Genomic DNA, 14,477 nt, shown 5'->3' on the forward strand with positions numbered 1-14,477 from the left:
TTTTGTTCAGTATACGGCAAGCAACTGTTTGTCTGCATAAAAAAAGAAGACCTGCTTGCGCAGATCCTCCGGTTTAGCTCAAGCTTACTCTTTTCTCCGGTATAGATACATGGTCAGCGGCGCGAAAATTACCACAAAAATCGCGGATACGACAACGACCCAACCGACCTGTTCCCACGTGCCATTGCCGTGCATTAACCCGCGAACGGCTGTAGCGAGAATGGAGATCGGATTGATGTTGACGAAGCCTTGCAGCCAAGACGGCAAAGTCGACGGATCGACGAAAACGTTGCTGACAAAAGTCAGTGGAAACACCACCAAAAAGCTGACCATCATCAAAGATTTTTCCGAACGCATGATGATTCCCGCGGCCGTCCAAATCCAGGAGAAGCTAAACGAAAACAATAAAATGACCAGCACCGCGCCCACGACACCGAGCGCGCCGCCTTCTGGGCGAAATCCGAGGATCAGCCCAAGGCCAATCATAATCGCTGATGCCAGCGAGTAGCGAATAACATCGACAAGCAAAGCCCCAATCAAAGCGGAAGGCAGCCAAATCGGCAAGGTGCGAAAGCGGTCGAAGATGCCTTTGCGGATATCGTTGTTCAAGTCGATGCCGGTGTACATCGTAATTTGCGAGACCGTCATGACCAAAATACCCGGCAAGAGAAACTGCAAATATTCACCGGTAGACCCGGCGATTGCGCCGCCGAATAGATAGGTGAACATCAATAAAAAGATAATCGGAAACACCGTGACGTCAAACATCTGCTCTGGCACGTGCTTGATCCTGAGCAGTGCGCGATGGGCAAAGGCCATCGTCGACGCCATCGCGCTCGGCGGATCCGGCCGTTTGCCGCCCGCAACGGCATTTAATGGGTGTACTTCTTGATACTCCGTATGGTCTTGGTCGATCTGCACGCTCATGAGTGTTCCTCCTCAGTCGGTTGATCGCTGGCGGATTGTCCGGTCAATGTCAAAAATACTTCATCCAAGCTTGGCCGTCCGAGCGCAAAATCGCTGATGCCTATTTTTTCTTTGCCCAGTTCTCCGAGTGCTTGAGCGACAATGGATGAATCTTTTGCCTGTGCACTCAGCGTCACGCCGTCTGTCGAGATGTGAATCGGAACGCCGAGCTGTTGTTCAAGAATAGCCGCTGCTTTGGGCTGGTCAGCCGCATTCAGTAATTGCACCGTCAATGTGCCCGTCCCGACCGATGCTTTTAACTCGCTGCTCGTGCCTTCTGCGATGATTTTTCCATGGTTGATGACCGCAATCCGGTCCGCCAACTGGTCTGCTTCCTCCAAATTCTGAGTCGTTAACAGTACCGTCGTTCCTGTCCCAACGAGCGCGCGTACAATCTCCCATACCTGGTTGCGGCTCCTCGGATCCAGCCCTGTTGTCGGTTCATCAAGAAACAGCAAGTCCGGCGTCACGACGATGCTTGCGGCGATATCAATGCGTCGTCTCATGCCGCCTGAATACTTTTTCACTTGGCGTTTTGCTGCTTGTTCCAAACCGAATGCCAATAACAATTCCGATGCCCGTTGCTTTGCTTCTTTAGTCGTATAGCCCATGAGCCTAGATATCAGCACCAAATTCTCAATACCGGTCAGATCTTCGTCGATCGAGGCATACTGGCCGGTCAAACTAATACGGCTTTTGATCGCAGCACTCTCTGTCTTTAGATCATGGCCAAAAATAGAGGCACTTCCATCGTCCGGCTGGATCAAGGTCGACAGCATGCGGATCGTCGTTGTTTTCCCCGCTCCGTTTGGCCCCAGAAAGCCGTACACCGTTCCTCTTGGAATCACCAAATCCACTCCATCTACCGCCCGTTCTTTGCCGTACACTTTCACCAGTCCCGTCGCTTCTACAGCTAAGCCGTTCGCCTGCTGCCATTTTCTTGTTTCCATGCTCCTCACCTTTTCTTTGAAGGATACATTCATGTGATGATGGCTTTTATTATAAACTAATTAGCTGAATATTCACTCTTTTAATTCCATTATAGAACAAACGTTCTTATTAATCCACTATTATTTTTGCCCAAAAGAAAAACTCCTGCAAAAAGCAGGAGTTCGACCCTATCACTATTAAATCGACCATTTCACTAGCATACCCGCATGGGTCAAGCCGCCGCCAAATCCATACAACAGCAATTGGTCGCCCGCTTTGATGCGGCCGTCTTTCACCCCTTCTGCTAGCGACAAAGGAATCGAGCCGGCAGAAGTGTTGCCGTAATATTCAAGAGAATAAATGGTTTTTTCAAGTGCGAGACCGCTTCTCGTGCAAATCGATTCAATGATTCGCAAATTGGCGCTATGCGGCACGAACCAATCCACTTCTTCAGGCGTTACGCCCGCTTTCTCCATTAACGTGTTGACGCCTTTAGGTACCGTATTGACCGCCCATTTATACACTTCGCGGCCGTTTTGCCAAACGACATTGCGGGCTTCTAGCTCGTCGCCGAACATTTCGCCGGCTAAGTCTGTACAATACAGGTTGTTCGCCAAGGCGCCGTTTGTTCCCATATGCGATTCGATAAAGCTCGGGTTGTCTGCGTCGTATTCGACCAGCACTGCCCCGCCACCGTCTCCGAACAAGATACACGTCGAGCGATCGGTGTAATCGAGGATCTTGGAGAAGGTTTCCGCCCCAATGACCAGGATTTTTTTGTGCAAGCCAGAGGTGATCAACCCGTTTGCTACTTGTAGGCCATAGGAAAATCCTGCACAAGCCGCGTTCAAATCAATCGCGCCGGCATTCGGGATATTCAGTTTCGCTTGAATCATCGCGGCCACGCTCGGTGTTTTGAAATCGGGCGTCATGGTGCAGGCAATGATCATGTCGACATCATCACAGGTTTTTTCATAGCGTTGTGCCAAATCTTGTACCGCTTTCACACCTATATCACTCGTAAATTCGTGTTCTCCTGCAATGCGGCGCTCACGGATACCGGTGCGCTGGAGGATCCACTCATCATTTGTTTCGACCAGTTGTTCCAAGTCCAAATTCGTCAGCCTCTTCTCGGGTACATACGATCCGATGGCCGTGATTCGTGCTGCTGATTTGCTCATTCATACACCCCTTTAACTTACTCACCTCATTTTAGCACCTAACATTAGGATTAGGTACCAATAAATCCGAGAAGGATATAAATACTTTTATATGTATAATATTTTTGTTTGCATTCTACTCTATAAGGTGGATGCCACATAGGTAATACGGAACCCCTTAGCTCATCTTTCCTTTTGTTCAGATAAATTCATCGACATTGTGGTAGATTTTTTATGGCAGCGGAAAAATTTACAACGATATAGAAATCCGTAAAGCTATAAAATGAATAATAAATTTTCGAAGACGTGCTTTAGAAAGCAGCTAAGACTCGCCCTTCAAAATCGATCTATGAAATAATAGCGAAAAGAGAACTTATTCGCAGGAGGCGTTGGAATGAAACGAAACCGAACCGCAAAGAATAGGGAATTCCGCAAGCTTTCGGCCAAAACTTTGCGCAGCCAACAGCGTTTCATGAGCCTATTGTTTTCGCCTTATAGCCCGGATATCGAAGCCGAGCCAATTGAACTGAAGAAAATGCATACCAACTTGAAGCTAGTCCTCGTTACCGCTCGAGGTGAATTGCCGCAGCGAACAGAAAACCTCTCCCATTTGCAATAAGTATTTCTCGCTGCCGAACAGCTTGGATTCCTGCTTGAGAACGCGGCGCAAAAAGACCGACTCGTCTTGTCACTCGCGCAACTCGGACAGCTTTACTTGTTCTTTGAAATGATGGCAAATGCGATAGAGGGCAATTGGCCATTTGCCGAGCATGTGATTCCAGAAATTCCATGATTCCCGAAAATTGAACAAGAACTCGCTGCTCTTCAGGAAACAATTCGCATGAGCACACGCGAGCCTAAACTAACTGAACAAGACGAAGCCTTGGAATAGGCTTCGTCTTTCAGAGTGTTGAAGAAGTCCACATTTCGCTCTCAACTATGAAAGAGAGAACCTTTTTCTATATCCAACATTCAATGATCTCTTCAAGTATTTGGAGAAGTGTTCGCTCGACTCCAGTGGATCAGCGAGACGACCGAGACCCCGCAAGGCGCGTAGCGGCTGAGGAGGCTTGGGCGCGAGCCCACGGAAAGCGAGCGATAAGCTTCGGAAAATACGGCTTTTTAACTTTCTCGACAAGCTGCAAGACGAAGCCTTGGAATAGGACTCGTCTTTTTTCTATATAATTTTAATGACTAATATGTAAAGCTCACTTGACATGCCACAACCCTTCCACGTAGCATAGAATCATACCTATAAGGATGTGATGGCGTGGATAATAGATTAAAGGAATTGCGGGAAGCACACGGGTATTCCCAAGACCAGCTCGCCAAACAATTAGGCGTATCCAGACAGACCATCATTTCGATCGAAAAAGGGCGCTATAACCCGTCCCTCCCCCTCGCCTTGCAGATGGGCCGACTTTTCGACACCCACGTGGAGAACATCTTCTTTTTATAAAATGGCTCGTAAACTTTTAAATCAATAAGGAGGAATTGCTATCAGCTACCGCATTGCATTTTCAGCACTAGGCTCAGTATTTTTTCTGATGGGCGGATTTTTGCTCCTCGCCGCATTCATGGCCAATAGCGCTCCGCTACCTGCAACCTATGTCATCCTTTCCATGGCTGTCATGACTTTTTGTTTAAGTTATTTGTATCCACAATTTGCCCAAAAAGATGAACGGATGCAGCTAATCCGCCAGAAAGGCATGTTCTTTACTTTTTTTGCTTTTTTATTTTATTCTTTCACCCTCAATTCATTGCTTGAATTTAATATCATCAATTTAACCGCCAGTGACGCGATCACTATTTTAACCGCATTGATGATCAGCACTTTGTTTACGTCTTGGGTTTTTCTGGCGAGGCGTTATTGATGAAAACAGTAATTATATTGTTGAAAATTTTGCTGGCCATCGCTGCGGCATGCAGCATTTCACTGGGAATTTCCTTATTCTCCAATGCCGACACTGAAATGGCAGGTATGTTGACTTCATGGGCATTGCTCTCGAATTCCTTCATTGTTGTTCTCTTACTCGGAATACATTTGCTGCAAAAGCGGATAAAGCGAGAGGCTCCAAACCTTTAGATTACCTATTAAAATAAAAAAATCCCGCTGGTTCCTCTCAGCGGGATTTTTTAGGATATTAAATCAGGTGATATTGCGTTATGAATCAAACAGAAATTATCTATTTTAAATTTAGTTGTGGCCTGTGGTAGATAATTTTAAAAGCGACGATTCTAAATACAGCCAAGTTCCGATTAACGGATGTGATAGACTTGGAACACCTAATTTAATGGAAAATGATAATTATTCATCCTCGAATAAAGGAGGTCAAGATTGGAATGAAATATAGTATATACTCGGTTATTTTAATCATCGTCGGAATTTTTATCGCCTATATGATCTTTCCACCTTTCAATATCACTTTTGGAACCTGGTCTATGGTAGCCATCCCAATTGGTTTGGCTATCTATTTCACAGGAGTAATATTTGGAATCATCGCTTTCATTAAAAAAGAAAAAGGATTTTTAAAATACGTTTCGTTCATCTCTATTCCATTAGGTGTGGCGTTTGGAATATTTCTAGCGTTTATATTTGGAGGAGAAATCTAAGCTAAGATCTTGAGGCTGTTTAATTAGATATAGAAAGTCCTGTTGCTTTTTCGCAGCAGGACTTTTCTTTATTGTCTCTATTTCACATTTCAGTATTGTTTTGCACGGGTCTGTTTCAAATGTAAGATGCCAACCAAACGGATTAAGACCCATCCTTCCATTGACCAACTATTCTTTCGTTTTCCCTCCTGAAACATTCTTTCCCGCACCCTTTTCAGTTGCTATACTGAAAAAACTTTGCTGTAGACACACTCGATTTGCGGGTGGTATCCTACTCAAGGACTTGCGAGACGGAGGAATTCAACATGGAACAGGAACGCTTTGACAATCTCAAATTAGGCGAGCGGGGCGCGATGCTCAGTATTGCTACATACATTGTTTTATCCATTATTAAACTATGGATCGGTTATCTAGCCGGATCGGAAGCATTACAGGCAGATGGATTGAATAATGTCACGGATATCGTGGCATCTACTGCTGTCTTGATCGGCTTGAAACTATCGCAAAAGCCGGCAGATGGCAACCACCCCTATGGGCACTGGCGGGCAGAGACCGTTGCTTCTTTGGTGGCCTCATTTATCATCGTGGCAGTTGGCCTGCAAGTCGTCTATTCGGCAGTCATCTCACTTTTCCAAGGAACCAGTGAAACGCCAGGCTTGCTTTCCGCTTGGACTGCCGGTTTTTCCGCTCTTGTTATGTATTTAGTATATCGATATAACAAAAAGTTGGCTGAACAAATCAATAGCAAAGCCGTCGCAGCAGCGGCCAAAGACAATTTATCCGATGCCTGGGTCAGCATCGCAGCAGTCGTCGGGATTATCGGCGCGCAGTTTTATCTACCGTGGCTAGATCCCATCGCGGCGCTTCTTGTTGGCTTATTGATCATCAAAACCGGCTGGGGCATCTTTTGGGATGCGACTCACGAACTGACGGATGGTTTTGATGAAGAACTCATCAAATCGTTCAAAGAAACCGCGCTCGCTACACAAGGCGTTGAAGAAGTTCGCGAAATTCGCGCAAGAAATTATGGCAATCGCGCCGTCGTCGATGTGACCGTCCTCGTACCTGGTGATTTAGGCATCGCCGTCGCTCACGATATCTCAACCAAAGTGGAAGTCAAACTCATGAAACGTTATGATATTTCGGCTGTGCATGTCCATGTGGAGCCACATTGAAAACACCGGTTACTGCCGGTGTTTTTATGTACTTTAAGGATATGGATTAAGCATGTGCATCGAGGCCCTTAAGATAATCTTCAAAATCTATTTTCCTAAAAACATGCAAAACACAAGCTTGTTTTTCCTTGTCTTCAAGCGCCCGATGCTCTTCAGGGAATTCTGCTTCCACATCTAAGCTGATAAACGGCAGTTTTTCCTGCGCTTTTTGAGAACGGATATTGACCGTTCTAGCCCCTGCGAAGACACGCGACAATCCCAACTCTTCAAAAGCGATTTTCAATATGGCGATTTTCGAAGCTTCGTTAAACCCTTGTCCCCAGTATTCCTCGCCGATCCACGTTCCAATATGGCAGGAGTTTTTCGCGTAATCGATAAACATCAAATCAGTCAAGCCGACCAGCTGATTTTGTTCATTCAAAATCATCCGCGGTACTCTCTTTCCTGATTTTTCTTCTTGTCTTACCGAGCGGCTAAAACGGATCGTATCTTCAAGTGTCCCATCCGGCAAACCTAAAGCATCCTTTATAGCTGGAACGGAAGACAATCGGAAAATTTCTTCGCAGTATTCGTCCTTGTGCGGTAATAATATTACATTTTTCATTATTATCTCCCTCTAAAGTTTCGAATAGCTTAAAGTAAATACGCATTTGGCTAAAGAATAGTCCACTATTCAAAAATCTCATTAATTAAATCGGCATTGATACACTCCACTTGTAGTCTTATATAATCCCTCGCTTCATTTAAATCCCTTTTTATAAAAGTACAGTCTATATTTTCTGAATCGTAAGCCTCTACAACTCGTTTAATCAGGACCGTGAACTTCTTCGGCAAGTTTTTAACCCCCCAAACGCCAGCCTCTTTCTTCGAACAGATTTTGCCTTCTTTCAAATACCAGTACACGCGAATCAAATTCAACAAGCAATATACGGGCTTGTCATGAATTTTCACCAAGCATTCTTTATAATCCTCTAGGATAGAGGCCAAATAATCTTCGTGGGGTACACTCGGAAAAATTTCATGAATCGGCCGGCCCGAGAGAACGATTCCGCGATGGTGCGTGATCATGAAATGTGCAGCCAAATCGACATCGGTCTTTTCTTCATTGTTTAAATATAAAGCTGTCCCACTCTGTAATTCAGCCTCGTAGCGCGCACGCCAAAACTCACTGAAATGAAAATCGTAGGGTGTCGGGTAACTCCAGTTCTCAATTTGCGAAAGGGTAAGTGAGCTGATTTCGAGTGGAAACGGTTGGCTGGATCGCTCCAACAAAAAACGAACCAATTCCCGCTTCTGCTGATTAGATAAAGGCAGATTGGTCACCAGAATCAGATCTATGTCACTTCTTTTGGGATTGAATCCACCCATTGCCAGAGAACCATGAAGGTAAACGCCTACAGGTTGTTGCTCTATAATGTTGACCATTCCGTCCACCGAATCGAGTACAAAGCGCTGGAATTCTCGCGGACAATTTCCCCAGTTATAACTTATCAGAATCCTCCCCTTTTGAAGGTGCCGCTCTAGCGTTTCATCCAATAGACACAGTGGAACCGTTCGACCCCCGTATATTTCTCGCCTAAGTTGCTTACCAAGAATCCATATTTCCTGTAAAACTCCACTGCTTGTTGATCGGTCTCGGCGATTATTTGACAGAACGGATAGGATTGACAGATGAAATCGATCATTTCACTGCCAATATTCTGTCCTCTCATTTCTGGGGAGACAGCGATATGTTTAATTTCACACTGGGAGTCCTCTAGAAATTCAACGCCGATGCAAGCAAAGAACTCTTCACTCTTGGCTATTCCGTATAATTTTCGGTTTGGAAAAGATATGTACTTTTCGTACTCATAGGTCACTTTTTCAGGAGAAGCCGCATAGGATAGTAACTTTTGTAGAGAACACTCCAGTATGGCCGCATTGATTTCTGTTATGCACCTACCATGTACTCCTGAATCACCCATCCGTCTTCATCGCCATCTTCACAAAATCATACTGCCCGCCGTTCGTCGCCTGCACGAAAGATTCCGTTTTCTTAAATCCAATCTTTTCGTACAACCTGATTGCCCGCTTATTGAACGCCGCTACCGATAAAGTGAAATGCTTCGGGCGGTACTTTGTTTCGGCAAACTGCAAACCAGCTATTAGGAATGCCGCGCCCGCGCCTTGGCCAGTCAGCTCTGGCTTCATCCCAAGTCCGAGTTCCACTGTATCCGGGTCCGGTCGTTGGAAACTATAAAACCCAATGATTTCAGTGCGGTCGAGAACTACAAAATAACTGCCTTGTCGTTTTTCGGGATCCAGAAATTCTTCCAAATCTTCTGCATCTGCGTCCATATCGTAAAAAGAATAGTCTCCTTGATAACGCCAAGTTTCTGCGATCACTTCTGCTTGTGCTTGTGTCATGGCTTGAAACGTGTAATGCATCTACTCTTCACCCCACAATTCCTGAGTTTTTTATGTCGACCAGTAAACCTTCCCTTCGCGCTCCCCTAAACTCGTGAAACCCGCTTTTTCCAGAACTCTAGCAGAAGCCGCATTGTTCGGGTCGCAGCTCGCGATAATCCGCTCGATGCCCTCCAAGTTAAGACCCCACTCAATAATCGCTTTAGCCATTTCCGTCGCATAGCCTTTGCCTTCATACGCAGACACGATGCTATAGCCCAATTCAATTTCTTTCGGATTATCAGTGCTTCGCCGGAAGCCCATATCCCCGATGATGCGCTGGTCTTGCTTATGAACAATGAGTCCTTCCCATTCGTTTTCTTCTGGGAAGTCGCGGTACCGCTGAATTTTATAAGGCAGAATTTCTTTATAAGTTTCGCTAGGGTAGCCAATTACTACCGGGTAGCCTGTGGCCTGTTCCAACTCTTCCCTTGTGGAAGTCGCAGCTTGCATCATTCCTGCCGTGAAAGTGATCAACTCTAACCTATCTGTAGAGAGATGTGGCATCTTTTGTCCTCCTTCAGTTTTCAAGATGTCATCCCAAGGCAATGCCTTAGAATCTTATTGTTTAGTCGCTTTCACAATCAAAAAATTTGGCGCTTTCATTAAACGCCCGTAACGCTCCGCATCCAGCTCTTTGAACTTTTGTGTCGGTTTCGGTTCGATGACCTGTTCTACTGAAAAGTGCTGAAGCGTTTTCGTTAAGATGTCGCTAAGCGGCCTTCTGAAAAACGGGACCTCATAGACTTTTCCTTGCTTTTTCCACGTGTCCACGATCAATTCAGTAGAGAAGTATTCCATCTCACGTGACAGCTTAATATCGGTGAACGGGTGATGGACCGAGAACAGCAACTCGCCTCCAGGTTTTAAGATGCGCTGAAATTCTTTGAACGTGAGCTCCCAGTCTTCTATGTAATGAAGCGTCAAAGAGCTGACAATATAGTCAAAACGCTCCTCTTCAAAAGGCAGTTTAGAGGCCAAATCCAAACACCTAACATCTGCTTTATCTCCGATGCGCCTTTTGGCAGCCGCCACCATTTCCAGGCTCATATCCACTGCACTTACCCCGGCTCCTCTATCTACCAATTGTTCTGTATACCACCCCGCTGCACACCCGGCATCCAATATTCTTTTTCCGGATAAATCCTCCGGCAACTGAGCCAGCATGGCCGGTCTTTCGTACTCACTATTGTATAAATTCTGCGTGTCTATTGAATGTTCATATGAACCAGCAAGGTCGTTAAAGGTTTCTTTGATTTTGTCCTTCATGAGTCACTGCCTCCTCATATTTCAAAGAGTATTATACCAATAATTCCCACGTGCCGTTTGTAATAATTGAATTTTACATCTATTGGTTTTTTATCCCTGCTCTATAAAAAAAGACATTCACGTGGAATGTCTTTTTCACTGAACACTTTCTTTCGCTTCAATATCTTTCGCGATGTCTTCAAGCGTCAGGTTCTGGAACACCTTTTCCATCGCCGACTGGGCGGCCATGAAAATCGGCTCGATGGTGCTTTGGATGTTTTTGCCGACGACGCAATCGGGATGCGGCTTGTCGTGGATGCTGAATAATTCGTTTTCTTCCACTACGTTTACGGCTTTGTATATGTCGAAGAGCGTGATCTCAGATAATGCTCTTGAAAGTTTAGCGCCCGCCACTCCTGGCTGCACTTCGATCAACCCTGCTTTTTTCAGCATCCCCATGATTTTTCTGATGACTGCCGCATTGGTATTGACGCTTCCTGCGATAAATTCGGAAGAAGAGGCCGTTTCTTTATTCAAATCGATTAACGCCAGTATATGGATTCCGACGGCGAATCGGCTGCTGATAGACATGTCGAGCCCCCCATTGCTTATTTATGTTGAATTTCACATGATGTAATTGTTCCGGTTACAAGTAATTGTATCAAAGTTCGAGCTGAAAACATATTAAATCCAACCTGTTGACAAGATGGTTACAAGTGAATAAACTAAACATGTAATCAATGCAGTTACAAGAACAAATGAACAGGAGGAATTACTGATGAAAATTTTGGTAACAGGAGCTACAGGAAAACTGGGCTCAAAAGTAGTGGCATCTTTATTGAAACAAGTACCTGCTAGCGATCTTGCAGTAAGCGTCCGCAATCCGCAAAAGGCGGAAGACCTGCGCGCTCAAGGAGTGGATGTCCGACACGGTAATTTTGATGCCCCGGAAACATTGGATCAAGCTTTTCAAGGGATTGACCGCTTATTGATCATTTCAACCGACGGCGATAACGAAACGAGAATCCGCCAGCACGAGAATGCGGTTCACGCCGCAGAACGTGCAGGCGTGAAATTTATCGCCTATACAAGTCTCGCCAATGCGACAGAAAGCCAAAACCTGATGGCCCCGCCGCATGTAGCGACAGAAGCGGCCATCATCAAAACGGGCATCCCTTATGCCTTCCTTCGCAATAATTGGTATTTGGAAAACGAACTGGGCAGCATCCAAGCTGTAGAAGCAGGCGCGCCTTGGGTTACTTCGGCTGGAGAAGGAAAAGTCGGCTGGGCTTTACAGCAGGATTACGCTGACGCAGCTGTCGCCGTATTGACTGGCACGGGACATGAAAATAAAACTTATGAACTTTCTGGCCCCTTGTTAACACAGGAACAACTGGCTTCAGAGTTGGGTAAAGTATTAGATAAACAAGTTCCAGTGAAGCAAGTAAATGATGAAGAATATGCAGAAGTGATGAAAAATGCCGGTGTGCCGGACTTCGCCATTCCGATTGTCGTCGGCATCCAGGGAAGCATCCGCAACGGTTCGCTCGAAGTCGCAAACAGCGATCTTGAACAAGTGCTCGGCCGCCCACTGACACCGATCAATGATGGTCTCGCACAGCTGGTTTCAAAATAAAAAACCATACAAAAAACGGAGCTGATCTTGTCAATCGGCTCCGTTTTGTTCTTATTGCTCAACCGCCAATTCTGCTTCAAGCTGTTTCTTCAACTCAATCAAGGCCATCCGATTTGCGGAGAGATCTTCAGGATATCGTGCTAAAACCGTATCGATCAGTAAAACTTTTTCCTTTTGGTTGTTTATAACTTCTTTATAAGCATGTTCACCAGTGAGAATTGTAAGATAAGCTTTTAAAGGCGCACCGTTTTCAATATCCGCCTGTAAGGCTTCTATTTCAGCTAATACGCCCTCACTCCATACATTTCCTTCTTCAGGCAACACTTCTACTGCTTTGAGGGCTGCTTCTTGAGCTTGCTGAACATCGGTAAACAATAGATCGATAGCTAAATAGCTATAGGCAGCGGATAAATTTTCAGAACGCTCAGCTTCTAACAATGCGAGCTCTTTTTGACTGTAGATGAGTGCCGCTTTATAGTCTCCTAGCTCTAAGTACAGATTCGCAATCCGATGATTCAACGACTCCATATTCGGAACGATTTCGGCTACTTCTAAATAAGCGTTTAAACTCTCTGTTACATCTCCACCCAATTCTAAGGGAACGATTTCATCCCACAGCCTGGGCACTCGTTCAAATTCAGTAAAGAATTCCTGCTCGTATTCTTTTACCGTTTTGCCTGTCACTTGCTCAAAACTTCTTGGGAATATGGAACCTTCCATATCCGCAAAAATTTCCCTGATCACGCTTTCGCCTTCTTTACCTACTAGGTATTCCATGAAAGCACGGCTTTGAAAATATGGGTCTTCGGGAAAACCCAAATGATTTTCCCATCCACCGGGCTCTTCCACCTGTTCAAATGCTATGTGTTCTGCTGTTTGCATAAGATCGTAAGACAAAGGCTGCCCTTTTTCCGATAAATAAGTCGCTACACCCTCCGAAAACCAAACCGGGATTTCAATACTATACATCCCCCGCTCCTCCGCCATGCTGTAAAACAAATGATGCGTATATTCATGGACGACCGATACCTCGTCAATCGGCAGAGGCAAGTGGATGGTTTGGTCATGCTCTTTGTAAAATCCGCTATACTCTTCTTGAATCGTTTCGCGAATCGGCATATCGAGTTCCTCGCCGTAAAGAACAACCGAAACCGCAGCGTCGGTTTTGCCACCGAGCTCATGTTCCAAAAATGGATGATTGGATTTCACTAGTTTTACTACCTGTTCCATCTCATCTAAAGGCGCACTTCCCGGCGCAAAATAAAACGTGATGCCATCGATTTCTTTTGAATCGAGTGTTGCTAAATCAACGGAGCCGTCATTTCCTGTGACTAACTGCCGGTAATAAGCCAGCTTTTCTCCAGGCGTCAGCTCCGTCGCTTCTGTCAGCTCGTACTCAAGCTCGTAAAGCAGGAAGTTGGCAGCACACAAGAACAGTGAAACAAGCCCGAACAAAAGAGATGACGCAATAACAAACCCGGCATCCGTCCGCTTCCTGCCGTCATGTTCATCCGCTTTTACGATCCGAACAATCGCTAGGACAATCCCCGAGATAACGAATACGCCGGCGATAAGTAAAGCGATCAAACTTTGCCCCACATCCAAAAACAATAGCAGTACCCCAAACCCCGCCGTCATCAATAACAAGCCAATGAAACTCAAGACCATATTTATAAATATGCGCATACTACGCCCCTAACCGAATCAAGCATTTGAATTCGATTTCCTTTTAGGTTTCGGCAAGAAAATGGAACTGGTGCCCATCAACCCGCCACCTACTATCGCCAGTACCGTCCCAACAGCCACCGATAAAGTGGATAAGTATGTGGATAGATACATACCCGCCATCAATATGATCCAGCCTGTGGAAAACATTATCGCAGTTTTCGTCATTTCACCCACTCCTTCAATAGTTTATCCACCGTTTTTAACATTCAGGAGCTCAATTTCAATCGCCAAACTGCCCCATTCCTTTTCATGCTCTGATGAATACAAATTGTGGATAGATTTCACGTTTGTTTCGATGCAGTTATCCACAATCCCCAGTTTTTCGGCAGACAGATCTTCAAACATCTCCCGAAACGTCGGATATGTGTATAACTTTTTGACTTTCACATTTATTTTTTCATCTTCCTCCGGCAGTTTTGCGAATTCAATCGTGTCTCCCTGCTTCACTTTTCGTCTCTTCTCATCGTACAGCCTAATTTCAATTGTTTTCTTTCCAGACTGAATTTCCCGGAAAGGTTCTTTGTAGAGTTTCATTTTGTGTTTGATGTTCATCAACTCTCCAGATTCATTTTTTCT

20 protein-coding genes are annotated in these 14,477 nt (G+C 45.2%); 7 read left to right on the top strand and 13 right to left on the bottom strand.

Annotated elements, in window-relative coordinates; genetic code table 11:
* Positions 1-84 precede the first annotated feature (84 nt).
* From BBI11_RS14945 to BBI11_RS14955, 3 genes are all read right to left on the bottom strand, one after another.
* On the bottom strand, positions 85-927 hold the full coding sequence (locus BBI11_RS14945; protein WP_068465243.1) for an ABC transporter permease: 843 nt from the start codon (positions 925-927) through the stop codon (positions 85-87).
* Entirely contained in the window at positions 924-1,916 is a 993-nt protein-coding gene (locus BBI11_RS14950) for an ATP-binding cassette domain-containing protein (RefSeq protein WP_068465245.1), read from the bottom strand. Before BBI11_RS14950 ends, BBI11_RS14945 begins: the two co-directional genes overlap by 4 nt.
* A gap of 177 nt (positions 1,917-2,093) precedes the next feature.
* Positions 2,094-3,077, bottom strand: a complete 984-nt coding sequence (locus BBI11_RS14955; RefSeq protein WP_068465248.1) for a ketoacyl-ACP synthase III — start codon at positions 3,075-3,077, stop codon at positions 2,094-2,096.
* Positions 3,078-3,450: 373 nt separating this feature from the next.
* Here BBI11_RS14955 and BBI11_RS14960 point away from each other — a divergent pair, with 373 nt between their 5' ends.
* The 6 genes from BBI11_RS14960 (at position 3,451) to BBI11_RS14990 (ending at position 6,844) form a co-directional block, all read left to right on the top strand.
* Complete coding sequence (locus BBI11_RS14960) at positions 3,451-3,675, top strand: hypothetical protein (protein ID WP_068465251.1); 225 nt, start codon at positions 3,451-3,453, stop codon at positions 3,673-3,675.
* 651 nt (positions 3,676-4,326) lie between these two features.
* The gene (locus BBI11_RS14965; RefSeq protein ID WP_068465255.1) at positions 4,327-4,515 is read left to right on the top strand and encodes a helix-turn-helix transcriptional regulator; all 189 of its coding nucleotides are present in this window, start codon (positions 4,327-4,329) and stop codon (positions 4,513-4,515) included.
* Between the two features lie 88 nt (positions 4,516-4,603).
* The gene (locus BBI11_RS14970; RefSeq protein ID WP_083389121.1) at positions 4,604-4,930 is read left to right on the top strand and encodes a permease; all 327 of its coding nucleotides are present in this window, start codon (positions 4,604-4,606) and stop codon (positions 4,928-4,930) included.
* Positions 4,930-5,142: a hypothetical protein gene (locus tag BBI11_RS14975; protein ID WP_068465261.1), complete on the top strand. Its 213-nt coding sequence runs from the start codon at positions 4,930-4,932 to the stop codon at positions 5,140-5,142. Before BBI11_RS14970 ends, BBI11_RS14975 begins: the two co-directional genes overlap by 1 nt.
* A gap of 257 nt (positions 5,143-5,399) precedes the next feature.
* On the top strand, positions 5,400-5,669 hold the full coding sequence (locus BBI11_RS14980; protein WP_068465264.1) for a hypothetical protein: 270 nt from the start codon (positions 5,400-5,402) through the stop codon (positions 5,667-5,669).
* 305 nt (positions 5,670-5,974) lie between these two features.
* Positions 5,975-6,844: a cation diffusion facilitator family transporter gene (locus BBI11_RS14990; RefSeq protein WP_068465276.1), complete on the top strand. Its 870-nt coding sequence runs from the start codon at positions 5,975-5,977 to the stop codon at positions 6,842-6,844.
* 46 nt (positions 6,845-6,890) lie between these two features.
* On the opposite strand, the gene BBI11_RS14995 is transcribed toward BBI11_RS14990, so the two are convergent.
* The 7 genes from BBI11_RS14995 to BBI11_RS15025 all read right to left on the bottom strand — a co-directional run bounded on the left by BBI11_RS14995 (position 6,891) and on the right by BBI11_RS15025 (position 11,128).
* Positions 6,891-7,448, bottom strand: a complete 558-nt coding sequence (locus tag BBI11_RS14995) for a GNAT family N-acetyltransferase (protein ID WP_068465279.1) — start codon at positions 7,446-7,448, stop codon at positions 6,891-6,893.
* A gap of 65 nt (positions 7,449-7,513) precedes the next feature.
* Positions 7,514-8,269 (bottom strand): aminoglycoside adenylyltransferase domain-containing protein, encoded by a 756-nt coding sequence (locus BBI11_RS15000; RefSeq protein ID WP_156889085.1) that lies wholly within the window; start codon positions 8,267-8,269, stop codon positions 7,514-7,516.
* Between the two features lie 95 nt (positions 8,270-8,364).
* A complete protein-coding gene (locus BBI11_RS15005; RefSeq protein WP_156889086.1) occupies positions 8,365-8,808 on the bottom strand; it encodes a GNAT family N-acetyltransferase in 444 nt (147 codons plus the stop codon).
* Positions 8,801-9,271 carry a GNAT family N-acetyltransferase gene (locus tag BBI11_RS15010; protein WP_068465282.1) on the bottom strand — a complete coding sequence of 157 codons (471 nt, stop codon included), beginning with the start codon at positions 9,269-9,271 and terminating at the stop codon, positions 8,801-8,803. The genes BBI11_RS15005 and BBI11_RS15010 overlap by 8 nt, the downstream gene beginning before the upstream one ends.
* A gap of 30 nt (positions 9,272-9,301) precedes the next feature.
* Positions 9,302-9,796 (bottom strand): GNAT family N-acetyltransferase, encoded by a 495-nt coding sequence (locus tag BBI11_RS15015; RefSeq protein ID WP_068465286.1) that lies wholly within the window; start codon positions 9,794-9,796, stop codon positions 9,302-9,304.
* Positions 9,797-9,850: 54 nt separating this feature from the next.
* Entirely contained in the window at positions 9,851-10,558 is a 708-nt protein-coding gene (locus tag BBI11_RS15020) for a class I SAM-dependent methyltransferase (RefSeq protein WP_068465287.1), read from the bottom strand.
* A 135-nt stretch (positions 10,559-10,693) separates the two neighbouring features.
* Positions 10,694-11,128, bottom strand: a complete 435-nt coding sequence (locus tag BBI11_RS15025; protein ID WP_068465290.1) for an Rrf2 family transcriptional regulator — start codon at positions 11,126-11,128, stop codon at positions 10,694-10,696.
* Positions 11,129-11,315: 187 nt separating this feature from the next.
* On the opposite strand from BBI11_RS15025, the gene BBI11_RS15030 reads away from it, so the two are divergent.
* Positions 11,316-12,173 carry an SDR family oxidoreductase gene (locus BBI11_RS15030; RefSeq protein ID WP_068465293.1) on the top strand — a complete coding sequence of 286 codons (858 nt, stop codon included), beginning with the start codon at positions 11,316-11,318 and terminating at the stop codon, positions 12,171-12,173.
* Positions 12,174-12,224: 51 nt separating this feature from the next.
* Here the strand turns inward: BBI11_RS15030 and BBI11_RS15035 are convergent, their stop codons facing one another.
* The 3 genes from BBI11_RS15035 to BBI11_RS15045 are packed head-to-tail and all read right to left on the bottom strand — an operon-like array spanning position 12,225 to position 14,453.
* Positions 12,225-13,859 carry a tetratricopeptide repeat protein gene (locus tag BBI11_RS15035; protein ID WP_068465296.1) on the bottom strand — a complete coding sequence of 545 codons (1,635 nt, stop codon included), beginning with the start codon at positions 13,857-13,859 and terminating at the stop codon, positions 12,225-12,227.
* Positions 13,860-13,877: 18 nt separating this feature from the next.
* Positions 13,878-14,066: a hypothetical protein gene (locus BBI11_RS15040; protein WP_068465305.1), complete on the bottom strand. Its 189-nt coding sequence runs from the start codon at positions 14,064-14,066 to the stop codon at positions 13,878-13,880.
* 21 nt (positions 14,067-14,087) lie between these two features.
* The gene (locus BBI11_RS15045) at positions 14,088-14,453 is read right to left on the bottom strand and encodes an ASCH domain-containing protein (RefSeq protein WP_083389123.1); all 366 of its coding nucleotides are present in this window, start codon (positions 14,451-14,453) and stop codon (positions 14,088-14,090) included.
* Positions 14,454-14,477 lie beyond the last annotated feature (24 nt).

The sequence above is a fragment of the Planococcus maritimus genome (assembly GCF_001687625.2).
Classification (GTDB): Bacteria; Bacillota; Bacilli; order Bacillales_A; family Planococcaceae; genus Planococcus; species Planococcus maritimus.